This window comes from Streptomyces sp. NPDC028308 (genome assembly GCF_055565855.1).
The window spans coordinates 30,956-56,632 of the sequence record NZ_JBVHTO010000017.1; the positions used below are offsets into that span (position 1 = coordinate 30,956).

A 25,677-nucleotide genomic window follows, 5' to 3' on the forward strand; every position below is an offset into this window, starting at 1 on the left:
TCCGTCCTACGAGCCCTGCGGCTGACGTGCGGCCGACGTCGACAGGCGGGGGCCCGTGGACAGGAAGCGGGACCACTCGGCCGGGATCGGCGCCGGGTCCACGTCGGCGTAACCCAGGCGGATCTGGGCGAGTTTGGCCTCCTGCTGGAGCTGCTTGCGCTCCTTGGCCGTGGTGCCGATGCCCGAATCGTCCGTGGCGCTGTCGTCGTTGGACTGCATGGCGTAGCGCAGGCCGGTGTCGGTGACGAGGAAGACGCCGCCGGCCTTGACCTCCTCGCCCTTGAACTGGCGGTACAGCTGGCCGGAACCGGGCGTGACGTACGCGCTGTCGCTGCCGGTGGGCAGGGCGGCCGGGAATCCGGTGCCCGCCCAAGTGCTCAGCGTTGTGGCGCCCTTGTTCTCCTCGTCCACGTCGCGCAGGACGTTGCAGACGGTGTTGCGGCTGCCGTCCGTGGTGCCCGCGTCGTTGACGGCGGTCGGGGCGTGGCTCGGCCAGTCGCGGTCCGCCGCGAAGGCGGCGGTGGTCGGGACGAAGGCTCCCGCGCTGACGTCGAGGGCGTTGCCTGCCTGACCGGTGGCGACCAGATCGCGGCTGTTCAGGAGGAGTTTCGCGGTGAAGTCCGAGACGGGGACCACCTTGCCGGGCTCGACGAGGTAGTGCTGCTCTGTGTCGCCGTTGGGGGCCTTGAGGATCATGCCGATCCTGTTCGCCTCGTCGGGCAGGCTGCCCTCGACGCCCGCTCCGGCGCCGATCCGCCCCTGGACCTTCGGGAAGTCGATGGCGTCGCCCTGGTGCAGGGTCGCCAGCCAGGGGGCGGACACACGCTGCGGTTCGCGGCCGGAGCCGACCAGGGTGCGCAGGAGCAGTTCGTCGGTCGCGTCCACCTGGTACGCGGTGCCGTGCGCGTCCACGATGTAGCGGGTCTTGTCCGGGCCGACGACGTACATGAGTTCGCCGCCGCGCAGTCGGTTCCCGCCCTCGGTCTTGCGCATGTCGCGGGAGGCGAGGACGAAGGCGGCCTTCTGGATGGACCGGCCCCCGGCGCTGGGGCGTTCGCAGACGGCCCAGCGCTTCGCGGAGCCCGCCTCCTCGTCGGACGGCAGGCGGTCGGGGGCGTACGGGATGCCGATCGTGACGCCGCGCGGGATGTCGCCCTTGTCGAGGACGGACTCGTCGACGGTGACGACCTCGCCCTCACCCGTTTTGAGGAGGAGTTTGGCGGACGCCATGTTGAGGACGGGGTGGAGGCGGGTCTTGCCCTTGGTCGTCAGGACCACGTAACGGGTGGTCGACTTGCTGGCGACGATGACCTTCTCGCCGGGGCTGTCCCAGCCCTGCGGGGCGGTCGGCTTGAACATGCCCCACGCCCCGAACGCGGCCATCACGATCACCCCGACGATGACACCCGGGACGACCGCCCGCAGCGGACGCGGCGCCCCCTCCTCGGAACCGTCGGGGGACGACTGCACGAAGGACGCGAGCATGCGGCGCTTCGCGAAGGTGTAGGCGTTGAGCTGGTCCCGCCGAGATGCCATGTGTGCCCGCTTCTCCCCGTGTCTCGCCTGGTCGGCGCTCGGGGGTCACCGTCCCCCGCCCTCCGTTGTCGGACCGGCCCCCTACTATGCCTGGTAAAAGAACGGTCTCGTGGAGCGGGTAGGGTACCCGGACCTTCAAGGGCCCCATGCGGTGGCGTGATTCCAGCGAGTTGTGAGCATTACGGGGGGATGGAGTGATGGCTTCCGGAGCGCGGACGCGATTGCGCGACCGGTCACGGACGCGCGGCTCCGCGGCACCTGAACCGCCGCACGCGCAGCGGCAGTCCGCCCCGCCCGGCCGGCCGCAGGACGCGGACGCGACTCATCTGCGGACACGGCCCGGGCAGTTCGGGTCGTTCCGGTTGCAACGGGTCGTCCTGCTGGAGCTCGCCGCCGCCGTGCTGCTCACCGGCTGGGTCGTCGACCCCATGGCGCTGATGGCGGCCGGCGTGATCGCCGTGGTGCTGGTGCTGCTCGCCTTCGTCCGCCGTCGCGGCCGCTCCCTGCCCGAATGGCTCGGTACGGCACGGGCGTTGCGCGCCCGCAGGCGCCAGGCGGCCGGTACGGCGATACGGCCGGGCACGGAGCCGGGTCTCGCCCCCGCCGTCGAGTGCGACCCGAGCCTGCGCACGTACGCGTACGGCGGCCGGGACCGGCGCTCCGTCGGGATGATCGGCGACGGCACGTTCGTCACCGCGGTCCTCCAGGTGGAGGCCGACGCGACGGCGCTGCGGGCCGAGCGGAGCCGGCAGCCGCTGCCGCTCGGGCTGGTGCGGGACGCCCTCGAAGTGGACGGGATCCGGCTGGAGTCGGCGCAGATCGTGCTGCACACGCAGCCCGCGCCCGCGCTGCATCTTCCCCAGCAGTCCGTGGCGGTGAGCAACTACGCGCCGCTGCAGGCGCAGACCGGGGCCCCCGCCGTGCGCATCACGTGGATCGCGCTGAAGCTGGACCCGGAGCTGTGTCCGGAGGCGGTGGCCGCGCGCGGGGGCGGGCTCGTCGGGGCGCAGAAGTGCGCCGTGCGGGCGGCCGACCATCTCGCGAGCCGGCTGACGGGCGCGGGTTTCCGTACGACGGTGCTCGACGAGGAGGAGCTGATCGCGGCCGTCGCCACGTCGGCGTGCGCCAACCCCCTGGTGACCGCCGAGGCCGGGCGGACGGACGTGCCCGAGCGGCGGACCGAGGAGTCCGGCCGCAGCTGGCGCTGCGACAACCGCCGGCACACGACGTACTGGGTGCGCCGCTGGCCCCGGCTGGGCGGGCGGGGTCCCTCGATGGCGCAGCTCGTGGCGCTGCTCACCGCCGTTCCCGCGCTGGCCACCACCTTCAGCCTCACGCTGGCGCGCGGTGAGCGGCAGGACGTCTCGCTCGTCGGGCATCTGCGCGTGACGGGGCGTTCCGACGACGAACTGGTCGCGGCCCGGCGCGCGTTGGAGGATGCCGCGCGGCAGGCGGGGGCCGGCCTGGCCCGCCTCGACCGGCAGCAACTGCCCGGCGTACTCGCCACTCTGCCCCTGGGAGGTGCCAGGTGACGGCCATGACCTCACCGCCGACGGGCGGGCCTGGCGCGCAGGCGCCGGGGCCGTACGGGCCAGGCGTGGGTCCGGCAGCGTACGTACCGGCCGGAGGCCCCGCCTCCGGTGGTCCCGCGTCTGGTGGCCCCGCGGGGCCGTCGGCCGCGGACCGGCTGCGCTCGCGGGTGCGGAGCGGGTTCGGGCTGCTCGGCCCGCGGCACGGACGGCACACGCTGTCCGCGGAGCAACTGGACGCGCTCGCCCTGCCCATCGGCGACGACGGGGTGGTCATCGGCGTGGACGCCGGCGGGCAGCCCGCGGTGCTGGGCCTCAACCGGCCCACTCCGTACGACGTCGTCCTGATCGGCGGGTTGTGGACCGCCCAGGTGCTGGCCCTGCGGGCGGCGGCCACGGGGACGCGCGTCGCCGTGGAGACCGGCCGCGCGCAGGCCTGGGCGCAGATGGTGCAGGCAGTCGGCGGCGGGCAGTCGGGGATGACCGTGTACGACGTGGGCCGGGTGCCGCCGCAGGGCGCCTCGGCCGGCAACCCGGTGCTCGTGGTGCGGGACTGCGGCATGCGGCCGCCGCGCGGGCGGGTCGTCGCGGGACCGTGGCAGGCGGTACTGACGCTGCTGCCGTATCTGAGCCCGGTGGCACCGCGGTTGATGCGGCAGGCCCGGCTCGTCGGGGTCCAGCGTGTCTCGCCGGACGAGGCCGCGGAGATAAGCCGCACGCTGGCGCTGCCGCAGGGGGACATGGACTCCCTGCCGACGCTCGCCGACGGCGTCACCCTGTGGTGCGCCGATCGCGACCGGCAGTACGTGATGACCCAGCCGACGGACGCCGAGACCGGATTGTTGGGTACGCCACGCAGGATGGACTGATCCCTCAACAGGCGACCGCCCTGGGGCGTTTGAGACCGTTTCGCCCCCGCTTCCGCTCGATACGTTCACCACAATCACCCGTTTTGTTTGCGGGCGGTCCACGTGTGCACGGCACCCGTGGGCCGCGCGTGACGGAGCGGTCGGGCGCGGAGGGGTGGACGGCCCTGCCCTGGGGACGCTTGTGGTGATTAGGCTGGGACAGGGCGCGACACCGAGACCCGCGAGCGGGCCGTCGGCACCCCAGGGGGACAGCCGGGCGGATTCGGACGACTTCGGACAACGAGAGCGGTCGCCCCGGCACGGCACGAGGGTGCTCGACCACACCAGGAGGAATTGTGAACAGCGATCGGGACGGGATCCGCGGGGGCTGGGCCACGCCCGGCGATGACCAGTCCGACGCGGAGTCCGCCATCGAGACGACGGGCGAGTTCACCATCGACTACGCGCCGCCTGCCTGGTACACGCAGAACGCGTCGGGCGGTACGGCGGAGACGTCACCGGCTCCGGAGCCCCAGGCCCCGTCGCAGCCGGCCCCGCCGGCACCCCCGGCGCCTCCGTTCGGCCAGGTCCCGCCGTTCCACCAGGCTCCGCCGGTCAGTCCGGCTCCCCCGGTCGGTGCGGCGGCGACGGCTCCTCCGCCGGTCGGTGTGCCCGTCGACCTGCCGCCCCCGCCCGCGGACGGTTTCCCGCAGCAGGGCCAGCCGAGTTGGATGCAGCCGGCCCCGCCGGTCGCCGAGGCCGACAGCGGGAACGGCGACCTGGAGAGCGGCGCGACGATGCGCTTCTCCTCCGCCGCGCTGCGCCGCGAGATCGCGGACCGGGCCGAGGCCGCGGCGACCGCCGAGCCGACGAGCGCCGAGCCGACGTCTCCGGGCGCTGGTACGGGCCCCGAGGGCGCCGGCACGACGGCTGCGGGCGCCGGTACGACGTCTGCGGGCGCCGGTACGGGCCCCGGGGACGCCGCTGCTGCCCCTGCGGGGGCCGGTACGACGGCTGCGGGCGCCGATGCGCAGGACGGTGCCCGTACGCAAGCCGCCGCCGGGTCCGCTGCCGACGGCTCCGGTCCAGAGGCTCCCCATGTTGACGGTTCCCGTGCGGACAGTTCCCGTTCCGACGGCACCGGTCTGGACGCTTCCCGTGCCGGGGGTTCCGGCGTGGACGGGCTCGGCACTCCGCCGTTCCGGAGTGAGGAGAGCGCCGGGTCCGGAGACGCCCACGCCTCGGACGGCGCCTCCGATGCCGCCGTGGTGTCCGAGAACGCCGCTCCCCACAACGCCGTCCCCGGTGCCGATCGGGCCGAGGTCGGCCTGGGCTCCGCTGACGCAGAGGACAGTTCCTCCGGTCCCGCTCAGGACTCCGGGCCGGAGCCCGCGGCCGACGGTGCGGGTGTGACCGACGTCGACGGCACCACCGTGACGCCAGACGTCGCCGTGTCCGACGTGCGTACCGGCGACGGCGTGGACCTCTCGGCCTCCGCTGCCCCGACCGACGCCGGATCGACCGAGGCCGGATCGACCGAGCCCATCGGGCCCGCCGAGTCCGGTGCGACCAGTGCGTCCGCCCAATCCGACGTGGCCGTGGACGCCGACGGGCCTGAGGGCACCCCCGGTCCGGCGGCTCCGGTCGCCGACGCCGTTCAGGAGACCCCGGGACCGGACGCGGAAGCGCCCAACTCCCCCGAGGCCGACGGCAATCCGAACGCCCCGGCACCGCCGGATGCCGGTACGGGAGCCGATGCGGACGCGTCCGCATCCGCGCCCGGCGTGCCCACGCCCGGCCACGCCCCCGCGGGACCGCCGGCCTGGACTCCTCCCCCGGCGCCGCAGAGCGGTCTTCCGCCGCTGCCGCCCGCCTACCAGCCCGCGGCACCCGCCCCCGCCGCCCAGTGGCCCGCCTCCACGCAGCCCGCCGAGCCGCAGGCACCCGTACCCCCGCACGCCCAGCCGCAGACCGCGCAGGCCCAGCAGCCCGCCGCCCCCGCGCAGGCACCCGTGCCCCCGCAGGCCCCGGTACCGCAGCAGGCGCCCCAGCAGCCGTCCTTCCAGCCTCACGCCCACCCGGACGCGCAGCCCCGGCCCGAGGTCCCGCAGGCCGCTCAGCCTCAGGCCGCGCAGCCCGCCCCGGCCGCCTGGCAGGCGGCCCCGGCACCGCAGCCGCCCCAGCCCGCACAGCCGCAGGCCCAGCCCGCGGCGGACACCCCGCAGGCCCCGCACGCCCCGCACGCCGGTTACGGCTTCCCTCAGCCCGGCACCCCGGGCACGCCTGCCGTGGCACCCGAAGCCCCGGCGCAGCCGACCGGTTACGGATTCCCGCAGCCTTCGACCCCGGCCCCGAACGCTCCTGTCCCGAACGCCGCTGTCCATCAGCCGCCCACACCGCAGGACCCTGCCCCTCAGTCCTCGGCGCCCCAGCCCGGCTACGGCTTCCCGCAGCCCGGCGCACCGGTCCCGGCACAGGGCGGCTACGGGTTCCCCCAGCCGGGAACACCGGCCCAGAACGCACCAACTCCCCAACCGTCGGCACCCCAGGCCCCTGCACCCCAGGACTCGACACCCCAGCCCGGCTACGGCTTCCCGCACACCGCTCCGCCTGCCGCGCCCAACGCCCCCGCCCAGCCGACCGGTTACGGCATCCCGCAGCAGCCGGCGCCGCAGGGGTACCCGCAGCAGGCCGCCCCGCAGGGTGGTAACCCGCCGCAGCCTCCCGTCGCCCCCGTGGATCCCCGCGCCGGCAACGCGTGGCCGCAGCCGATCCAGCACGACCAGCGGCAGCCGGTCAACCCGGGTGCCGCGCCGCTCGGTTACACCGCGGCGGTGGAGCTGTCCTCGGACCGGCTGCTCAACAACAAGAAGCAGAAGCCGAAGAGCGGTCGTCCCACCGCGGGCGGATCGCGGTTCAAGATCGGCGGCAAGAAGGAAGAGGCCGAGCGCCAGCGGAAGTTGGAGCTGATCCGCACGCCGGTCCTGTCCTGCTACCGGATCGCCGTCATCAGCCTCAAGGGTGGCGTGGGCAAGACGACCACGACCACCGCGCTGGGCTCCACGCTCGCCAGTGAGCGGCAGGACAAGATCCTCGCGATCGACGCCAACCCGGACGCCGGCACGCTCGGACGCCGGGTGCGCCGGGAGACCGGTGCCACGATCCGCGACCTCGTGCAGGCGATCCCGTACCTCAACTCGTACATGGACATCCGGCGGTTCACGTCGCAGGCGTCCTCGGGGCTGGAGATCATCGCCAACGACGTCGACCCCGCGGTGTCGACGACGTTCAACGACGAGGACTACCGCCGGGCGATCGACGTGCTCGGCAAGCAGTACCCGATCATCCTCACCGACTCGGGCACCGGTCTGCTCTACAGCGCCATGCGCGGCGTGCTCGACCTCGCCGACCAGCTCATCATCATCTCGACGCCGTCCGTCGACGGTGCGAGCAGCGCCAGCACGACGCTGGACTGGCTGTCCGCGCACGGGTACGCGGACCTGGTCTCGCGGTCCATCACGGTGATCTCCGGGGTGCGCGAGACCGGCAAGATGATCAAGGTGGAGGACATCGTCGGGCACTTCGAGACGCGGTGCCGGGGCGTCATCGTCGTGCCGTTCGACGAGCACCTGGCGGCGGGCGCCGAGGTCGACCTGGACATGATGCGGCCGAAGGTGCGGGAGGCGTACTTCAACCTGTCCGCGCTGGTCGCCGAGGACATCGCGCGCCACCAGCAGTCGCTCGGCCTGTGGACGTCCGACGGCAACCCGCCGCCGGTCGCCGCCCCGCCGCTGCCGGGCCAGCCGATGCCGCAGCAGCAGATGCCGGGGCAGCCGATGCCGGGGCAGCCGATGCCGGGGCAGGCCCATCCCGGCCAGCCGATTCCGGGGCAGCCGTATCCCGGCCAGGCGCCCGGCCGGCCGATGCCGGGGCAGGCGCATCCGGGCGCGCCGTTCCCGGGACAGGTTCCTCAGCCGCCGCAGCCGGGACCGGCGTACCCCCAGCAGCCCGGCGGCGCCCCCTACCCGCCGCAGCAGCCCCATCCGCAGCAGGGTGCCGCTCAGCCGGGGTATCCGCAGCAGCCCGTCCCGCAGCCGGACCACCCCCAGCACGGCGCCCCCCAGCCGGAGTACCCGCAGCACCCGGGGCAGACCCCGCCCCCGTCCGCGCCCCCTCAGCAGTAGTCCGGCCGGTCCTCTCCGGGGACCGGTCACCGCCCGGGCCCGCACCGTCGACGACGGTGCGGGCCTTTCGCATGTCAGCCGGATCCCTTCTCACGCTTCCCCGGTCCACGCATGGACGATACGGAGCGTCAGGCCCCCACCTGGGCGGCTTCAGGGGTCTGGACCAATGAGCGAGAAATCCGCATCAACTCGTTATTTCCGCAGGCCACATGGGGTTCACGCGCCGTTGACGTGCGGAGACCGCCGCTGATAGACACACACATCAACCCCGCCGGCGTCACCCGATCAACCTTGATCCAGCAGTTCGAGAAGCCATCCCTGTGCGAGCGATGACGCGAGGTCACCGAGCCATGAACACACAAGACCACAACGCCAGAGGGCCGTTGCGCCCACGGATCCGTCTGCCCCGGCTCGTCGCCCTCGCAGGCGCCGCGGCGCTGACCCTCACCGCCGGTCTCGCCACGCCGCTCAACCCGGCGCCCCGGACGGCGCAGGCCGACGAGGGCAAGAAGGTCCTCACCGTGGCGGTCGCGCAGAGCGTCGACTCGCTGAGCCCGTTCCTGGCGTCGCGCCTGGTCAGTACGAGCATCCACCGGCTCATGTACGAGTACCTGACCAACTACGACCCCAAGGACAACCACGCGATCCCGGGCCTCGCCACCAAGTGGTCGCCGTCCGCGGACAAGCTCACCTGGACCTACACGATCCGCTCCAACTCGAAGTGGTCGGACGGCGAACAGGCCACCGCCGAGGACGCGGCGTGGACGTTCAACAAGATGATGACCGACGAGGGCGCGGCGACGGCGAACGGGAGTTTCGTCGCCAACTTCCGCAAGGTGAGCGCCCCGAGCCCCACCGAGCTGGTCATCGAGCTGAAGAAGCCGCAGGCCACGATGGCCGCGCTCGACGTGCCGATCGTGCCCAAGCACGTCTGGGAGAAGGTCGACGACTTCTCGAAGTTCAACAACGACAAGAGCTTCCCGATCGTCGGCAACGGCCCGTTCGTCCTGACCGACTACAAGGCCGACAGCTACGTGAAGCTGAAGCCCAACAAGAGCTTCTGGCGGGGCGCGCCCAAGTTCGACGAGCTGGTCTTCAAGTACTACAAGGACGGTGACGCGGCGGTCGCGGCCCTTCAGAAGGGCGAGGTGTCGTTCGTCTCCGGCCTGACGCCGGCCCAGGCGTCGGCGCTCAAGACCCAGGACGACGTCAAGGTCAACGACGCCCCCGGCCGCCGCTTCTACGCCCTGGCCACCAACCCGGGCGCCCAGGCGAAGAACGGCAAGCACTTCGGCGACGGCGCCAAGTCGCTGCTCGACCAGAAGGTCCGCCAGGCGCTGTTCATGGCGATCGATCGCGAGGCCCTCATCGACAGGGTCTTCCAGGGCCACGCCGTGGAGGGCGAGGGATACATCCCGCCGCGCTTCTCGACGTACTACTGGAAGCCGTCGGCGGATCAGAAGCTCGCGTACGACCCGGCCAGGGCGGCCCGGCTCCTGGACGAGGCCGGCTACAAGAAGAACGGCGACGGCAAGCGCGTCGAGAAGAACGGCAAGCCGATCAACTACCGCGTGCTGTGCCACGCCACCGACCCGAACGACAAGGCGGTGGGCAAGTACCTCAAGGAGTGGTTCGGCAAGCTCGGCATCGGCGTCACGCTCAACTGCCTGGACAACGTGACCGATCCGTGGCTGGCGGGCACCTACGACCTCGCGTTCGACGGCTGGTCCGTCAACCCGGACCCGGACTTCGTCCTGTCCATCCACACCTGCGCGGCGCTGCCCGCCACGCCCAAGGACACCGGCGCCACCGACAACTTCATCTGCGACAAGAAGTACGACGACCTGTACACCCGCCAGCTCGCCGAGTACGACACGGCCAAGCGCGCGGACCTGGTCAAGCAGATGGAGTCGCGGCTGTACGACACCGCCTACATGAACGTGATGGCGTACCCGAACGCGGTCGAGGCCTACCGCACCGACCAGATCAAGTCGATCACCACGATGCCGGAGGCCGCGGGCAACATCTACGGCCAGGACGGCTACTGGAGCTGGTGGTCTGCGGTTCCGGCCGCCTCCTCCGGTGAGTCCTCCGACGATTCGAGCTCGACGGGCGTCATCATCGGCATCGTCGCGGGCGTCGTCGTCCTCGCGGGTGCCGGCCTGTTCTTCGCGCTGCGCCGACGCTCCACCGCCGAAGACCGCGAGTAGTGAGAGCCACTGATGACCGCTGAGGCAACACCAGCGCTGGTCGAGGAGACCGGCGGTCCGGCTGCGGCCGGGCCGTCGGCCCGCGGCCCGAGAGCGCGCACCAGGACCGCGTATCTGCGGTACCTGGCGGGCAAGTTGGGCGGGGCCGCGGTCTCGCTGCTCGCCGTCCTCGTCACCAGCTTCTTCCTCTTCCGGCTGATCCCGGGCGACCCGGTCAAGTTCATGACGGGCGGCCGCCAGGTCTCTGCCGAACAACTGGCTTCCTACCGGCGCGAGTTCGGGCTCGACCTGCCGATGTGGCAGCAGTTCACGGACTACTGCGGCAAGGCGCTGACGGGCGACCTGGGCACCTCGTACCAGTTCCGGGCGCCCGTCATGGACAAGATCACCGAGGCGCTGCCGAACACGCTGCTGCTCACCGGCACGGCGTTCGTGCTCTACACCGTGCTCGGCATCTTCCTCGGCACGCGCTCCGCGTGGCGCAACGGCGGGCTGGGCGACCGGCTCAACACCGGTCTCGCGCTGACCCTCTACTCGATCCCGTCGTTCTGGCTCGGGCTGCTGCTCATCATCGTCTTCTCGGTGGGCATCGGACCGGTCCCCGGTCTCTTCCCGACCGGTGGCATGGAGTCCGGCGGCGAGGAGGGCTTCGCCTACGTCCTCGACGTCGCCCACCATCTGATCCTGCCCGTGGTCACCCTGGTGGCCGTCGAGTACGGGCAGACGCTGCTCGTCACCCGCTCCGCACTGCTGGACGAGATGGGCAGCGACTACCTGACCACCGCCCGCGCCAAGGGCCTGCGGGACGACCTGGTGCGTCGCCGGCACGCGGTGCCCAACGCGCTGCTGCCGACGGTGACGCTGATCTTCGTCAACCTCGGCCGCACGGTCGCGGGCGTCATCCTCGTCGAGACGGTGTTCTCCTGGCCCGGTCTCGGCGGCCTCTTCTACCAGGCCCTGAGCGTGCCCGATCTGCCGCTGGTGCAGGGGCTGTTCTTCGTCTTCGCGGCCGCGGTGATCGTGATGAACACGCTGGCCGACCTGATCTATCCGCTCCTGGACCCCCGGGTGGGCCGATGACCACGACCGAGTCGGACGGGCCGCTGACGCCCGGGGCAGCCCCCCGCGCGTCCACGGCCGGTCCGCGCGCCCTCGCCTGGCAGCGCCGCCGCCACTCCGCCGCGCGCTTCTGGCGGCAGTACCGCACCCACCGGGCCGGCGTCGCCGGACTGGCCGCGCTCGCGCTGTTCGCGCTGATCGCCCTGACCGCCCCGCTGACCGTGGGCGCGGACGTGCAGAACGTCACGGACGCGCCGGGCCGGCCGATGGAGAGCCCGAGCGCCGAATTCCCCCTCGGCACCGACCAGTTCGGGCGCAACCTGCTGGGCCTGCTGGTGTGGGGGGCGCGGGTCTCGCTGCTCGTCGGGCTGCTCGCCGCCGTCCTGTCCGTCGCCATCGGCGCGCTGATCGGCATCACCGCCGGGCACTTCCGCGGCTGGTACGCGACGGTGATCATGCGGATCACCGACTGGTTCCTGGTGATGCCGACCCTGGTCCTCGCCATCGCCCTCGCGACGGTCATGTCCCGCTCGCTCGGCACGATCATCCTGGCCATCGGGGTGACCACCTGGCCGACGACGGCACGGCTGGTGCGCGCCCAGACCCTGGCGGTCGAGTCGCGGCCGTACATCGAGCGCGCGAAGGCGCTCGGCGGCGGCCACTGGCACGTCATGTCCCGCCACGTGCTGCCCAACGTGATGCCGCTCGTGCTGGCCCAGACGACCCTGATCATCTCCTCGGCGATCCTCGCGGAGGCCACCCTCGCCTTCCTCGGCCTCGGGGACCCGACGGTCGTGTCGTGGGGCGGGCTGCTCCAGGACGCGCGGGAGGCGGGCGCGGTCAGCTCCGGCGACTGGTGGTACCTCGTGCCTCCCGGGGTGGCGATCGCCGTCGTGGCACTCGCCTTCACCCTGTGCGGGCGTGCCGTGGAGTCCGTCCTCAACCCCAGGCTGGGGGTGGCCCGTTGAGTCTCCTTGAACTGCGCGACCTGGAGGTGACCTACGCGGGCGGCGCGGCGGCCGTACGCGGGGTGAACCTCTCCCTCGACGCGGGGCAGAAGCTCGGCATCGCCGGCGAGTCCGGCTGCGGCAAGTCCACACTCGCGCTCGCGCTGCTGCGGCTGCTGCCCGCCGGGACCCGTGTCGGCGGGCAGATCCTGCTCGACGGCGAGGACGTCCTGACCATGAAGTGGGGCCGGGTGCGGGCGGTCCGCTGGGCCGGCGCCTCGATCGTGTTCCAGGGCGCGATGCACTCGCTCAACGCGGTGCACCGCATCGGCGACCAGATCGCCGAGCCGATCCTGCTGCACCGCAAGGCCACGCCCGCGGGGGCGAAGAAGAGGACCGGGGAGCTGTTGGAGCAGGTGGGGCTGCCCGCCGCCCGCGCGGACGCGTATCCGCACGAACTGTCCGGCGGCCAGCGCCAGCGCGTCATGATCGCCATGGCGCTGGCCTGCGACCCGCGGCTGGTGGTCGCCGACGAACCGACCACCGCTCTCGACGTGATGATCCAGGCGCAGATCCTGCGGCTGATCGAGCAGCTCGTGAGCGATCAGGACCTCGGGCTCGTCATGATCAGCCACGACCTGGCGGTGCTGGCGGACACCTGCGACCGGCTCGCGGTGATGTACGCGGGCCGCGTGGTCGAGGAGGGGCCCGCGGCGCAGGTCTACGAGGACGCGCTGCACCCGTACGGCAAGGCGCTGTCGGCCGCGTTCCCGCGGATCGGCGACCCGGCGTCCCGGTTCGCGCCGCGCGGCCTGCCGGGCGACCCGCCGGACCCGGCCGACCTGCCGACCGGCTGCACGTTCCATCCGCGGTGCGCGGAGGCGCTGGACAGCTGCGCCGGCCAGGACCAGCCGCTGCGGTTGGCGGGTCCGCGGCGCCGGGCGGCCTGCGTGCACGTCGGGACCGCCCCCGACCGGGGCACCCCGGCGAGCCCGCTCATGGCCCCCGACCCCACGCCCGTCGACCAGGGGACCGCCACTCCCCCGGAGCCGGACACCCCCACCGCCCCCGGAACACAGACCGCGCCCCCGTCCCCCGGGCCCACCACCACGACCGGCGACCGACCCACCCCCGCGAAGCCAGACACCCCCACCACCCCCGGCGACCGGACCACCGCCTCAACGCCCGACCGAGCTGTCACCCCCACACGCCCGGAGCCCGGAGCCCCCGGCGCCTCCACAGGTGTCGCTGACGACGACGCGAGGAGTACCGCATGACCACCACTCCCGAGGTCGACGTCGAACTCACCGCCACGGCACCGCTGTTGAGCGCCGAAGGGCTGCACGTCTCCTTTCCCGGGCGGCACGGCGCGGCCCGGGCGCGGGCCGTCGACGGGGTCGACCTGGACATCCGGCCCGGCGAGATCGTGGCCCTGGTCGGGGAGTCGGGCTGCGGCAAGACGACGCTCGCCCGCTCCCTGCTCGGACTCGTCCCGCCCACCGGCGGCCGGGTCACCTTCGGCGGGAAGCCGCTGGACTACTCCTCGCGCGCCCTGAAGACCTACCGCAAGCGGGTCCAGCTGGTCCTCCAGGACCCGAGCGGCTCCCTCAACCCCCGGCACACGGTGTACGACGCCGTGGCGGAGGGACTGCGCATCCACCGGTACGGCGGCGACGAGCGGGCGGCGGTCGCGGAGGCACTGTCGCGGGCCGGGCTGCGGCCCCCCGAGCGCTTCTTCCTGCGCTATCCGCACGAGCTGTCCGGCGGTCAGCGCCAGCGTGTCGTGATCGCGGGCGCCCTGGTCCTGGAACCCGAACTCATCGTCGCCGACGAGCCGGTGGCCTCCCTGGACGCGTCCGTGCGGGGCCAGATCCTCGCGCTGCTCCTGCGGCTGCGGTCCGAACTCGGCCTGTCGGCACTGGTGGTGACGCACGACCTCGGACTGGCCTGGAACATCGCCGACCGGGTCGCCGTGATGTACCTCGGCCGGATCGTGGAGACCGGCGCGGTCGAGCAGGTCCTGACGGCACCTCAGCATCCGTACACGCAGGCCCTGTTGTCGGTGCTGCCGGAAGCCCCGGGTGAGCCGGTCGTGCTGACCGGGGAGCCGCCGGACCCCTCCCGCATCCCGTCCGGCTGCCGTTTCCACGCGCGCTGCCAGATCCTGGCGAGCGGTGAGGCCGCGCGGGCCGGGGTGGCGGACGCGTGCCGCGGCGAGGACCTGGAGGTGCTCGGCGGGGGCGGCGAGGCGCAGGTCGCCTGCCACTGGGCCAGGGCGCGCGTCACGTCGTAGGAGAGTCGACGGAGGGCCGGTGCTCGGCACTGGCCCTCCGCACGCGTCTCGGGAGAGCGCGGGCTACTCGCCCTCGTACGCCTCGATCAGTTCACGCGACCGCTTCACGTCGTCCCGGATGGCGACCAGCAGTTCGTCGATGGAGTCGAACCTGGCCTGGCCGCGGACGAAGGCGAGGAAGTCGACGGCGACGTGCAGGCCGTACAGGTCCAGGCCGATCCGGTCGATGGCGTACGCCTCGACGGTCCGCTCGGTGCCGTCGAACTGCGGGTTCGTGCCGACGGAGATCGCGGCGGGCATGATCTCGCCCTGGGCGTGCAGCCAGCCCGCGTAGACGCCGTCGGCGGGGATCGCCGTGTGCGGGAGCGTCTCGACGTTGGCCGTGGGGAAGCCGAGTTCGCGGCCCCGCTGGGCACCGCGCACGACGACGCCCTCGACGCGGTGCGGACGGCCGAGGATCTCCCGCGCGCCCTGGATGTCGCCGTCCGCGATAAGCCGGCGGGTCAGGGTGGAGGAGAACGGCTCGCCGCCTCCGGCGTCACCGGTCACGTACAGGTCGACGACCTCGACCTCGAAGTCGTACGTCCGCCCCTGCTCGCGCAGGAAGTCGACGTCGCCCGCGGCCTTGTGGCCGAAGCGGAAGTTCGGGCCTTCCACGACGGCCTTCGCGCGCAGTTTGTCGACCAGGACCTTGGCGACGAAGTCGGCGGGCGACAGCTTCGAGAACTCGGTGGTGAAGGGGAGGATCAGCAGGGCGTCCACCCCCAGCTCGGCCATCAGCTCGGCGCGCCGGTGGTGCGGGGCGAGCAGCGGGGGGTGGCTGCCGGGGCGCACGACCTCGCTCGGGTGCGGGTCGAAGGTGACGACGACGGAGGGGACGCCCAGCTCGCGGGCGCGGTCCACGGCATGCCGGATGATCAGCTGGTGCCCGCGGTGCACCCCGTCGTAGGAACCGATGGTGACGACGCTGCGCCCCCAGTCCTCGGGGATGTCCTCCAAGCCACGCCAGCGCTGCACTGTGACTGCTCCTTGTCGCAAACTCGTCGAACCCGTGTCCGTGGTTGCCTCTACGCAGGTCTAAGGGTGCCATGCCGCGGGGCGTCGGATCGCATCGGCATGGAGGCTGTGACGGGGCGCACCCTCACGGACCGGGTTCAGGCGGGCACCCGCACCCCCGCCAGGTTCTCGATCATGCGCCGGGCGCTGGGTCCCACGACCGCCGACCAGTCCTGCGGGGCGTCGGTGAGCCAGCCCGCGACCAGGGCCGCGAACCCCGGCACGCCACGGGCCAGGTCGACCAGCCCGCAGTCGAACAGGGTGGCGCCGTCCGGTGTGCGGACGAGCAGCAGCCCGGCGCGGCGGACCAGCTCGCGGGCGTGTTCCTCGTCGCCGCGCGCCGCTCCCGCCGCGGCGGCCCGCAGCAGGGCGTCGAGGACGGTCAGGTCCCGCTCGCCGGCGAGCAGCAGTTCCAGGAGCTCGTGCCGGAGCGGGCGCGAGCGGGGGCTGCCGGGGGCGACGAGGACGGACACGAGCCGCGCCCGCAGCGCGGGCGGGCCGCCGTCGAGGAGCCCGGTGAGCAGCGGGAGGAGTACGGCCCGGGCGTCGGGGCCGTGTTCGAGACGCCGGTCGACGCGGTCGGCCACGTGCCCGGCGGCGTCGGGGCACACCTCGGCGACCCGGCGCACGAGCGCGGCGACGCGGTGGGCGAGGGCGGGCGTGGCGGCGTCGGTGAGGGGGCGCAGCAGCTCTCCCGCGTCGGGTCCGGGCCGCCGCAGACGCGCCTCGAAGGCGTCGAGCACCGGCTCGGGGTGGGTGTCGAGGGCGGCGACGAGCGCGCTCGCGGGCAGCTGCGGATCACCGGCGGTGAACCGTTCGAGCGCCTGGGGCAGGTGCCGGGCCCGGGTCCGCGGGTCGCCCACGAGGAGCGCGAGCGCCGCACCGTGCGCGGCGCCGTCGGCGGGGCGGGCGAGCAGGGACAGCGCCGCGAACCGCAGCAGCTCGCGGTCGGCCTCGGTGCGCGCGTGCGGCGCGGTCCGCAGCCCGTACGTCATCGCCGCCACGTGCCTCGCCGGGCGCTCGTCGTGGGCCCACCGGTCTACCGCCCGGCACATGGCGGACGGCTCCTCCTCGGCTAGGACGGCGAGCAGTTCGTCCCCGCGCCGGTGCGCGCAGGCCACCAGCGCCTCGGTCAGGTCGTCGAGGGCGCGCCGGCGATGGGCGTACAGCAGGGCCTGCGCCGCGGTCGCCACGGTGGCGTCCGGGGTGGCGGGCAGCGGACGCTCGTCGTCGAACCAGCGGGTGAGGTGGGGCAGGACGGCGGTCGGATCGGCGGCGAGAAGGCGGGCCACGGTGTCGAGAAAGCGGGGCGTCCGAGGGCGGGCGGCCTCGGGACCGCCGGGCTCCCCGGGCACGGCGGTCCCGTCCGCCGGGTCGTCCGCGGTGCCGCCGTCGACCCGCCACGGCTGTTGTGCGGGCGTCCCCCGTCCCGGGTCCGCCGGGTGCGGTGCCTCGTCCGCGACGACCAGCCACCTCAGCAACTCGAACCGCTCCGCGCCGGGCAGCCGTACCGCCTCCCAGAACCACGGCCCGAACTCCCCCGGCACGCGCCGCCCTTGGGCCCGCCAGGCCACGATGCGCTCGGCGAGCTGCCGCAGCACACCGGAGTACGGGCTCGCGTCGGGCACGCGCGTCAGGACGTCACGAAGGAGGTGGGTGGCCCACCAGACGGGGTCGCCGGGCGGCTCGGGCGCCGCGGGCAGCAGGGCGTCCACGGCGTCGACCAGGTCCTCCAGGCGGCCGATGAGCTCCGTGCGGGCGTGCTGTCCGTCCAGGAGGAGCAGCGCCTGGACGACCGGGCCGATGCGGTGGCGCGGCACGGGGAGCGCGTGGCGCCGGGCGTCCGCGCGCGCGGTACGGGACCTGCGGCGGGCGGCGGCCCCGGCGGGGCGGGGCCCGGCCGGGTCGCCGTCCGGGCCGGCCGGGACGGCGTGGGCCCGGTGGACGAGGGCGTGCAGGGCCGCGTCCACGTCGAGGTGCGTGCCCTGGATCCAGTCGGCGAGTTCCTCGTGGGCGAAGCGGTAGCCGGTGCCCGCGGGCACGACGAGGCCCTCGGTGAGGACGGCGGAGGCCCAGCCCGTGGTGGCGCCGAGCCGGCTCGCGGGGGCCGGTCCCCAGGGGAAGACGGACTCGAAGGCCGCCCGGTCCAGCTCCCCCTGTCCGGGGCCGAGGCAGCGACGCGCGGCCTCGTGCACCTGCCCGGAGACCCGCGCGACGAGCCGTCGTACGTCCGTGCCGCGCAGGCCGTTGGCCGCGGCGAGCCGGACCGCGACGCGCAGGCACATCAGGTCCAGGTACGCGGCGAAGACCTCGTCCCGCCTTAGAGGCCGCTCCGGCACCGTGTCCGGCGCGACGGGCAGGGCGGCGCGTACCTCCGCCAGCAGCCGCAGGGTCAGCGGGTGGCGTGCGTCGGCGTCCTGGAGGAGGCCCTCGGGGATCCCGTGGCGCGCGCGGGCCCGCCGGGCCGCCTCCTCGCCCAGGTCGCCGAGCCGCACGCAGGGCGGCAGCCGGTCCCCGTCGGCCCGCGGCACGTCGCCCGCCCCGGCGTCGGCTCGGGGCGCGCGCTCCCGCAGCGGCTCCCGGTCGCCTCCCGTGCCCGCACCCGCGCCGTGCAGCAGCTCGCGCGGGAACTCCTCCCCCGCCTGCTCCCAGTACTCCTCGCGGCACCCCACGACCAGCCGCGCGCCGCTCTCCCGGAGCCACGCGGCGGTCCCGGCCGTCCACTCGGGGAGCCGGTGGGCCAGCTCGGGCGGCATCTCCTCGGGGCTGTCGAGGATCAGCAGCAGGGGACGTCCGGCGGCCCGCGCGAGCCGAGCCGGCCGACCGGGATCGAGGTCCCCGAGGTCCCCGTCGTTCCCTCCGAAGGACAGCGCGCGGTCCGGCAGCCCGGTTTCCGGGGCCGCCACGATCCGTCCCGCCCGTTCCAGTGCCCGGGTCGCCGCGTCGGCCACCGAGGTGTCCGTCGCCAGCAGGTCGGCGCCGCGCAGCCACAACGTGGGCGCCGGTTCGGGGCCCCCGGTCCGGCGGGCGGCGAGGGCGGTGAGTTCCGTCGTACGGCCGCTGCCCGGGCGCCCGACGAGTGCGAGGACGGCCGCCTCACCGGCCGCGAACGCCGCGAACTCCTCGATGACGTCGGGCCGCTCGGCCGACTCGGGCACCCCGGCGAAACTCCCGGTCCCGAAGCCCGTCGGCGCCTGCTCGGCCGCGTCCTCCCCGGCCCCCGCTGCCGTGGACGGGCAGTCGTCCCACGCCTCTGCGTGCGCGTGCGCCGAACCTCCGCGCGGGGAGGAGGCGCACCCGGCGCCGAACGCCCCCGCCGGCCCGTCGGACCCCAGGGACGTGGCCGTGAGTTCCAGTACTCCCGCCAGGTTCAGGTCGGCGCCGTACGCGGGCACCGTCGCGGCGTTGCGCTCCAGCAGGTCCGCGAGCACGGGCGGCAGTCCGGTGGCACGCAGGGGCACGGCCAGGCCGGCCGTCGGGTGTCCGGTGCGCAGCGCGGTGCCGAGGACCGCGACGACGGCGCCGGTCGCCGCGTCGAGCACCGGTCCCCCGGCGGCGCCGCCGCCGAGCCGCAGCGCGTCCGCGCCCGCCGTCCCGATCGCCAGCTCCAGGGCTGCGTCGAGCTGGTGGAAGCGGTCCGTCGCCGCGTACGTCGCCCGGGTGGTGCCGAGGACGCGGGCCTCCCGCCAGCCGCCTGCGGCGATCCGGACGTACGCGCCGGTCTCGACGCGGTCCCGCGCGGTGACGGGGAGCGGGTCCAGGCCGAGGTCGTCGGTGCGTACGAGCGCGAGGTCCGTCCCGGGCAGAGCGGTCACGGCGTCTGCGCCGACGATGCACGTACGGCCGCCGGGGGCGTGCAGGACCAGGCGGGCCAGGCCGTCCACAGCCTCGTGACTGGTGACGACGGTGCCGTGGTGGTCGGCGGCGAACCCCGTGCCGCGCGGGCGTCCCGCGAGGTCGCGCACCTGCACCAGGGCCGTGTCCGGGACCGCCTCGGGGGCGGCGCCCGGTGTCCGCCGGCCCCCGGTCCGAGGGCCACGTCCCGCCATGGTCGAACCTCCCGGAGTGTGCCTGTTCACGACGGTAGGCACGGGTTGATCAGCGGAACAGATCGCGTGGTGAACGCGCCCCCTTCCGCTCCCTCGGTTCACTCCGAGCGCCCGCCCGAAGGGGTGAATGGACGGAAGGGGATGGATAGACCCTTGGGTGGGGGAACCGAGGGGGGACCGTGGAGCGGCGATCAGTGACAACCCCGTGACCGCCGCTCCACGGACACCGGGGGCACACAGAAGGCCCGCAGGGGCTGGCGACACCGCCGAAGCAGTGACCGTCCCCGGCGGGAGCCGACGTTCACGACGTGATCCGGCACGGAAGACCGGCCCGCCCGCACGGCCGGAACGGCTCCCACGACGGCGAAAGGGCGGCGCCCGTCGAATCCGACACGGCACCGCCCATGAACCCGTAAGTGGCCTCAGCCGAACACGGCCAGGCTCTTCGCCTTGCCCTTGTGCGCCTCCACCAGCGCCAGGAAGCGGCCCGTCGCGTCGTAGACGGCGACGGCACCGGCGCCCGCGTACTCCTCGGGCATGTCCAGGCGGACGCCGTTCAGGAGCAGCCGGGCACGGCGTTCGTCGACGTCCCAGCGCGGGAACGCGGCGGCCGCGGCGTCGGCGATCGGCATCACGGTCAGCTCCTGCTGGAGCTGGTCGAGGGTGCGCGCCGTGTCCAGCTTGTACGGGCCGACGCGGGTGCGGCGCAGGGCGGTCAGATGGCCGCCCACACCGAGATCCGCGCCGAGGTCCCGGGCGAGCGCCCGGATGTAGGTGCCCGAGGAGCAGACGACGGACACGATCAGGTCGAGGACGGGCGTGCCGTCCTCCGCGACCGCGTCCCGGACGTCGTACACCGCGAACGAGGAGATGGTCACCGGGCGGGCCGGGATCTCGAAGTCCTCGCCCTCCCGTGCCCGCTTGTACGAGCGCACGCCGTCGATCTTGATGGCGCTGACCTTCGACGGCACCTGCATGATGTCGCCGCTCAGCTTGGCGATCCCGGCGTCGATGGCGTCCCGCTTCACACCCGAGGCGTCCGCCGAGGACGTGATGTCGCCCTCCGCGTCGTCCGTCAGCGTGTTCTGCCCGAGCCGGATCGTGCCGAGGTACTCCTTCTCGGTCAGCGCGAGGTGACCGAGCAGCTTGGTCGCCTTCTCGACGCCGAGGACGAGCACGCCGGTCGCCATGGGGTCGAGGGTGCCGGCGTGGCCGACCCGCCGGGTCCTGGCGATCCCGCGCATCTTGGCGACCACGTCGTGCGAGGTGAAGCCCGACGGCTTGTCGACGACGACAAGCCCGTCGGGCGTCCTGTGCTTCTCCGTCATTCGGCGGCGTCGTCCTCGTCGTCCCGGTCGTCCTCATCGGGCTTCTTGTACGGGTCGGCGTCACCGGCGAAGGCGGCGCCCGCCGAGACCTCGCGCACCTTCGCGTCGGAGGCGCGCGCCTTGTCGAGGAGGTCCTCGATGGTCTTGGCGGTGTCCGGCAGGGCGTCCGCCACGAAGGTCAGGGTCGGCGTGAACTTCACGCCGGCCGCCGCGCCCACGGCGGACCGGAGCACGCCCTTGGCGCTCTCCAGGCCGGCGGCCGCGGCCGCCCGCTCCTCGTCGTCCCCGTACACCGTGTAGAAGACGGTCGCCTCCCGGAGGTCCCCGGTGACCCGGGTGTCCGTGATGGTCACATGCGAACCGAGCCGCGGGTCCTTGATCCCGCGCTGCAGCTTCTGGGCCACCACCTCTCGGATGAGGTCCGCCAGCCTCTTCGCCCGCGCGTTGTCGGCCACTGGTCCGTCTCCTTCTTCGCCTTGCTTGTTCCGTCAGTCTTCGTCTTTGTGGAGTCTGCGCCGTACCGACAGCAGATCCACCTCCGGTCGCGCCGCGACGAGCCGTTCGCACCGGTCCAGTACGTCGGTGAGGTGCTCGGTGTCTCCGGAGACCACCGCCAGGCCGATCTCGGCCCTGCGGTGGAGGTCCTGGTTGCCCGTCTCCGCCACGCTCACCGGATACTTCCGCTGGAGTTCGGCGACGATCGGCCGGACGAGAGAGCGCTTCTCCTTCAGCGAGTGGACGTCGCCGAGGAGCAGGTCGAAGGACAGTGTCCCCACGTACATGTGTGTCCGGATGTCCCGCCGGTACGGGGTAGATGGCCCGGCCACGTGTGTGGCGGGACATCAGAACCGTACATCGGAGGGCCGGGGTCCTCGACAGGGTTTCCGGGGCGGGGCCCCGGCAAACGGCAAGCTGGCCGGCGGTGACTTGTCACCGCCGGCCAGCTCACACAACCGCCTTACGAGCGCGGCTTCTCGCGCATCTCGTACGTCGCGATGACGTCGTCGACCTTGATGTCGTTGAAGTTTCCGAGGTTGATACCACCCTCGAAGCCTTCGCGGATCTCGGTGACGTCGTCCTTGAAGCGACGCAGCCCGGAGATGTTGAGGTTCTCCGCGATGACCTTGCCGTCGCGGACGAGGCGCGCCTTGGTGTTGCGCTTGACCTCGCCCGAGCGGACCAGGACACCGGCGATGTTGCCCAGCTTGGACGACTTGAAGACCTCGCGGATCTCCGCCGTGCCGAGCTCGACCTCCTCGTACTCCGGCTTCAGCATGCCCTTCAGGGCCGCCTCGATCTCCTCGATGGCCTGGTAGATCACCGAGTAGTACCGGACGTCGACGCCCTCGCGCTCCGCCATCTGCGCCGCTCGGCCCGCGGCGCGGACGTTGAAGCCGATGACGATGGCGTCGGAGCCGGTCGCCAGGTTGATGTCCGACTCGGTGACCGCACCCACACCGCGGTGCAGGACACGGATGTCGACCTCGTCGCCGACGTCGAGCTGGAGCAGCGAGGACTCGAGAGCCTCCACCGAACCGGACGCGTCGCCCTTGATGATGAGGTTGAGTTCCTGCACCAGGCCGGCCTTGAGCGCCTCGTCCAGGTTCTCCAGGGAGAACCGGACTCCGCGCCGGGCGAAGTTGGCGTTGCGCTCACGCGCCGCGCGCTTCTCGGCGATCTGGCGTGCCGTGCGGTCCTCGTCGACGACGAGGAAGTTGTCGCCGGCGCCCGGGACGTTGGTGAGACCCAGGACCAGGACGGGGGTCGACGGACCCGCTTCCTCGACGTTGTTGCCGTTGTCGTCGAGCATCGCCCGGACACGGCCGTACGCGTCGCCGACCACCATGGTGTCGCCGATGCGCAGCGTGCCGCGCTGGACCAGGACCGTCGAGACGGCACCGCGGCCACGGTCGAGGTGGGACTCGATCGCGATGCCCTGCGCGTCCTGCTCCGGGTTGGCCCGCAGGTCGAGCGAGGCGTCCGCGGTGAGGACCACGGCCTCCAGCAGGCTCTCGATGTTGAGGCCCTGCTTGGCGGAGATGTCGACGAACATCGTGTCGCCGCCGTACTCCTCGGCCACCAGGCCGAACTCGGTGAGCTGACCGCGCACCTTGGTCGGGTCGGCACCCTCGACGTCGATCTTGTTGACCGCGACCACGATCGGCACGTCGGCCGCCTTGGCGTGGTTCAGCGCCTCGATCGTCTGGGGCATCACACCGTCGTTGGCCGCCACCACGAGGATCGCGATGTCGGTCGACTTGGCACCGCGGGCACGCATGGCGGTGAACGCCTCGTGACCGGGGGTGTCGATGAAGGTGATCTTGCGCTCTTCACCGTTGACCTCGGTGGCGACCTGGTACGCACCGATGTGCTGCGTGATACCGCCGGCCTCGCCCGCGACGACGTTCGTCTTGCGGATGGTGTCCAGCAGTCGGGTCTTACCGTGGTCGACGTGACCCATGACGGTCACGACCGGCGGACGGACCACGAGGTCTTCCTCGTCGCCCTCGTCCTCGCCGAACTCGATGTCGAAGGACTCGAGCAGCTCGCGGTCCTCCTCCTCGGGGCTGACGATCTCGAGGACGTAGTTCATCTCGTCCGCGAGGAGCTTCAGCGTCTCGTCGGAGACGGACTGCGTGGCAGTGACCATCTCGCCGAGGTTCATCATCACGGCGACGAGCGACGCCGGGTTGGCGTTGATCTTCTCCGCGAAGTCGGTGAGGGACGCACCGCGCGACAGGCGGACGGACTGTCCGTTGCCGCGAGGCAGCATGACGCCGCCGACCGACGGGGCCTGCATGGCCTCGTACTCCTGGCGCCTCTGCCGCTTCGACTTGCGGCCACGACGGGCGGGCCCGCCGGGACGGCCGAACGCACCCTGCGTGCCACCACGGCCACCGGGACCACCCGGACGACCGCCGAAGCCGGGACGGCCACCGCCGCCGCCACCGGGACCACCCGGACGGCCGGCGAAACCGCCGCCACCGCCACCGGGGCCACCGGGACGACCCGCGAAACCGCCGCCGCCGCCACCGGGACGACCGGCGAAACCGCCGCCGCCACCCGGACGACCGCCGCCACCGGCACCGCCGGGACGACCGCCGCCGCCGGGACCGCGGCCACCGCCGGGGCCACCGCCGGGACGCGGACCCGCAGCGGGACGCTGCGGCATCATGCCGGGGTTCGGACGGTTGCCGGCGGGGCCGCCGCCGGGACGCGGAGCGCCGCCCTGCGGACGGGGCATGCCGCCCGGGCTCGGACGGGCACCGCCCTGGCCCTGGGGACGCGGAGCGCCGCCGGGACCGCCCTGCGGACGGGGACCACCCTGGCCGGCGCCCTGCGGACGCGGGGCGCCCGGGGCACCGGGGCCACCGGGACGCGGCGCGCCGCCCGGACGGGGCGCCTGCGGGCGCGCCATGCCGGTGGAGCCACCAGAGGTGAAGGGGTTGTTGCCCGGACGGGGACCGGCCGGACGAGCGCCCGGACGCGGGGCCTGGCCGCCGGGACGCGCAGCGCCCTGACGGTCACCGCGGTCGCCGCGCTCGGGACGGTCACCACGGCCCTGGCCGCCCTGGCCGGGACCGCCGGCGGGACGGGCACCGGGACGCGGGGCCTGACCGCCGGGACGCGGAGCACCCGGACGGGCACCCGCGGCGGGCGTGGAGGGAGCCGAGGCCGCCGGAGCGGCGGGCGCCGACGGAGGCGCCGTGAACTCGGGCGCCGCCGGAGCCGGAGCCGCCGGAGCGGGCTTCGGGGCCGGCTTGGGGCCCGGGCGGGGGCCCGAAGCCGCAGGGGTGACCGGAGCGGCCGGAGCGGCGGGCGCCGCCGGCTTCTCGGCCGCGGCCGGCTTGGGGGCCGGCGGGCGCGGGGCGGCCGGACGGGCCGCCTGCGCCGGAGAGGGGGCTGCCGGACGAGCCGGCGAAGACTTGCGCGGGGCGGACTTGCCGCCGCCGTTGCTGCCCTGCTGGAAAGCATCGGTCAGCTTGCGTACAACGGGCGCCTCGATCGTCGAGGACGCCGAACGGACGAATTCACCGAGTTCCTGGAGCTTGGCCATGACGGCCTTGCTCTCCACCCCGAACTCCTTGGCGAGTTCGTATACCCGGACCTTAGCCACATCGCTCCTTTTAGGTCCGGGTTGCGTCCGGACCGTCGCTACTTCATGGGCGTACTCATCGCGTGCTCATCGAGTGCTCATCGCAATCTCGACCTACTTCCAACTCGCGGGGTACCAGGGCCGCACGGGGTTCCGTGCGACACACGTCTTACGGTGTTGCCTGCTCGGCAACCGTCTCCTCGACCACTCGGCGCAGCGCCGTTGTGTCGAGCGGTCCCTGGGCACGCAGCGCCCGTGGGATCGCCCGGCGGCGGACCGCCAGGTCGAGACAGACCACGGCGGGGTGGATGTACGCACCCCGGCCGGGCAGCGTACCGCGAAGATCAGGGACGCATGCGTCCTCGATCGCCACGATGCGCAGCAGATCGGTCTTGGCCGCTCGCTCCCGGCACCCCACACAGGTGCGTTCAGGGCATGCACGGGCTCGCGTCCGGCCAGACACTCTTAAGTCTACCTCCCCGCACGGACCTCACCCCTTTGGGGCAGGTGTCGAACAGTTGCCGTGCGTAAAACTGTCGTGA

16 protein-coding genes are annotated in these 25,677 nt (G+C 73.4%); 8 read left to right on the forward strand and 8 right to left on the reverse strand.

What is annotated here, in order from left to right:
* Positions 1-6 precede the first annotated feature (6 nt).
* Complete coding sequence (gene eccB, locus ACZ4VA_RS34485) at positions 7-1,536, reverse strand: type VII secretion protein EccB (RefSeq protein WP_355779928.1); 1,530 nt, start codon at positions 1,534-1,536, stop codon at positions 7-9.
* 197 nt (positions 1,537-1,733) lie between these two features.
* Between eccB and eccE the strand changes: the two genes are divergently transcribed.
* The 8 genes from eccE (at position 1,734) to ACZ4VA_RS34525 (ending at position 14,606) form a co-directional block, all read left to right on the forward strand.
* Positions 1,734-3,068, forward strand: coding sequence for a type VII secretion protein EccE (eccE, locus tag ACZ4VA_RS34490; protein ID WP_389392517.1), 1,335 nt, complete (start codon positions 1,734-1,736; stop codon positions 3,066-3,068).
* Positions 3,069-3,073: 5 nt separating this feature from the next.
* On the forward strand, positions 3,074-3,934 hold the full coding sequence (locus tag ACZ4VA_RS34495; protein WP_356170887.1) for a hypothetical protein: 861 nt from the start codon (positions 3,074-3,076) through the stop codon (positions 3,932-3,934).
* Between the two features lie 335 nt (positions 3,935-4,269).
* Positions 4,270-8,097, forward strand: a complete 3,828-nt coding sequence (locus tag ACZ4VA_RS34500) for an SCO5717 family growth-regulating ATPase (RefSeq protein ID WP_468083921.1) — start codon at positions 4,270-4,272, stop codon at positions 8,095-8,097.
* Between the two features lie 350 nt (positions 8,098-8,447).
* Positions 8,448-10,307, forward strand: a complete 1,860-nt coding sequence (locus tag ACZ4VA_RS34505; RefSeq protein WP_452923572.1) for an ABC transporter substrate-binding protein — start codon at positions 8,448-8,450, stop codon at positions 10,305-10,307.
* A 12-nt stretch (positions 10,308-10,319) separates the two neighbouring features.
* The gene (locus tag ACZ4VA_RS34510; RefSeq protein WP_355795398.1) at positions 10,320-11,387 is read left to right on the forward strand and encodes an ABC transporter permease; all 1,068 of its coding nucleotides are present in this window, start codon (positions 10,320-10,322) and stop codon (positions 11,385-11,387) included.
* Positions 11,384-12,334: an ABC transporter permease gene (locus ACZ4VA_RS34515; protein WP_356243240.1), complete on the forward strand. Its 951-nt coding sequence runs from the start codon at positions 11,384-11,386 to the stop codon at positions 12,332-12,334. The genes ACZ4VA_RS34510 and ACZ4VA_RS34515 overlap by 4 nt, the downstream gene beginning before the upstream one ends.
* Positions 12,331-13,590: an ABC transporter ATP-binding protein gene (locus tag ACZ4VA_RS34520; protein WP_355790907.1), complete on the forward strand. Its 1,260-nt coding sequence runs from the start codon at positions 12,331-12,333 to the stop codon at positions 13,588-13,590. The genes ACZ4VA_RS34515 and ACZ4VA_RS34520 overlap by 4 nt, the downstream gene beginning before the upstream one ends.
* Entirely contained in the window at positions 13,587-14,606 is a 1,020-nt protein-coding gene (locus ACZ4VA_RS34525; RefSeq protein WP_468083924.1) for an ABC transporter ATP-binding protein, read from the forward strand. The genes ACZ4VA_RS34520 and ACZ4VA_RS34525 overlap by 4 nt, the downstream gene beginning before the upstream one ends.
* A 63-nt stretch (positions 14,607-14,669) precedes the next feature.
* Here ACZ4VA_RS34525 and ACZ4VA_RS34530 read toward each other — a convergent pair whose 3' ends face one another.
* The 7 genes from ACZ4VA_RS34530 to ACZ4VA_RS34560 form a co-directional block, all read right to left on the reverse strand.
* On the reverse strand, positions 14,670-15,623 hold the full coding sequence (locus tag ACZ4VA_RS34530; protein ID WP_356243249.1) for a bifunctional riboflavin kinase/FAD synthetase: 954 nt from the start codon (positions 15,621-15,623) through the stop codon (positions 14,670-14,672).
* Positions 15,624-15,760: 137 nt separating this feature from the next.
* Entirely contained in the window at positions 15,761-19,711 is a 3,951-nt protein-coding gene (locus tag ACZ4VA_RS34535) for a trypsin-like peptidase domain-containing protein (RefSeq protein WP_468083926.1), read from the reverse strand.
* 422 nt (positions 19,712-20,133) lie between these two features.
* A complete protein-coding gene (truB, locus tag ACZ4VA_RS34540; protein WP_355793306.1) occupies positions 20,134-21,039 on the reverse strand; it encodes a tRNA pseudouridine(55) synthase TruB in 906 nt (301 codons plus the stop codon).
* Entirely contained in the window at positions 21,036-21,494 is a 459-nt protein-coding gene (rbfA, locus tag ACZ4VA_RS34545; protein WP_355793304.1) for a 30S ribosome-binding factor RbfA, read from the reverse strand. Before rbfA ends, truB begins: the two co-directional genes overlap by 4 nt.
* A gap of 33 nt (positions 21,495-21,527) precedes the next feature.
* Positions 21,528-21,821, reverse strand: a complete 294-nt coding sequence (locus tag ACZ4VA_RS34550) for a DUF503 domain-containing protein (RefSeq protein WP_355793302.1) — start codon at positions 21,819-21,821, stop codon at positions 21,528-21,530.
* 176 nt (positions 21,822-21,997) lie between these two features.
* Positions 21,998-25,156, reverse strand: coding sequence for a translation initiation factor IF-2 (gene infB / locus ACZ4VA_RS34555; RefSeq protein WP_356243257.1), 3,159 nt, complete (start codon positions 25,154-25,156; stop codon positions 21,998-22,000).
* A gap of 148 nt (positions 25,157-25,304) precedes the next feature.
* A complete protein-coding gene (locus tag ACZ4VA_RS34560) occupies positions 25,305-25,598 on the reverse strand; it encodes a YlxR family protein (RefSeq protein ID WP_355790962.1) in 294 nt (97 codons plus the stop codon).
* Between the last annotated feature and the right edge of the window lie 79 nt (positions 25,599-25,677).

Coding starts and splice junctions, on each gene's coding strand:
- eccE (WP_389392517.1), top strand. CDS start 1,734: ATGGCTTCCGGAGCGCGGACGCGATTGCGCGACCGGTCACGGACGCGC.
- truB (WP_355793306.1), bottom strand. CDS start 21,039: ATGACGGAGAAGCACAGGACGCCCGACGGGCTTGTCGTCGTCGACAAG.
- ACZ4VA_RS34505 (WP_452923572.1), top strand. CDS start 8,448: ATGAACACACAAGACCACAACGCCAGAGGGCCGTTGCGCCCACGGATC.
- ACZ4VA_RS34515 (WP_356243240.1), top strand. CDS start 11,384: ATGACCACGACCGAGTCGGACGGGCCGCTGACGCCCGGGGCAGCCCCC.
- eccB (WP_355779928.1), bottom strand. CDS start 1,536: ATGGCATCTCGGCGGGACCAGCTCAACGCCTACACCTTCGCGAAGCGC.
- ACZ4VA_RS34510 (WP_355795398.1), top strand. CDS start 10,320: ATGACCGCTGAGGCAACACCAGCGCTGGTCGAGGAGACCGGCGGTCCG.
- ACZ4VA_RS34550 (WP_355793302.1), bottom strand. CDS start 21,821: ATGTACGTGGGGACACTGTCCTTCGACCTGCTCCTCGGCGACGTCCAC.
- ACZ4VA_RS34495 (WP_356170887.1), top strand. CDS start 3,074: ATGACCTCACCGCCGACGGGCGGGCCTGGCGCGCAGGCGCCGGGGCCG.
- ACZ4VA_RS34525 (WP_468083924.1), top strand. CDS start 13,587: ATGACCACCACTCCCGAGGTCGACGTCGAACTCACCGCCACGGCACCG.
- ACZ4VA_RS34535 (WP_468083926.1), bottom strand. CDS start 19,711: ATGGCGGGACGTGGCCCTCGGACCGGGGGCCGGCGGACACCGGGCGCC.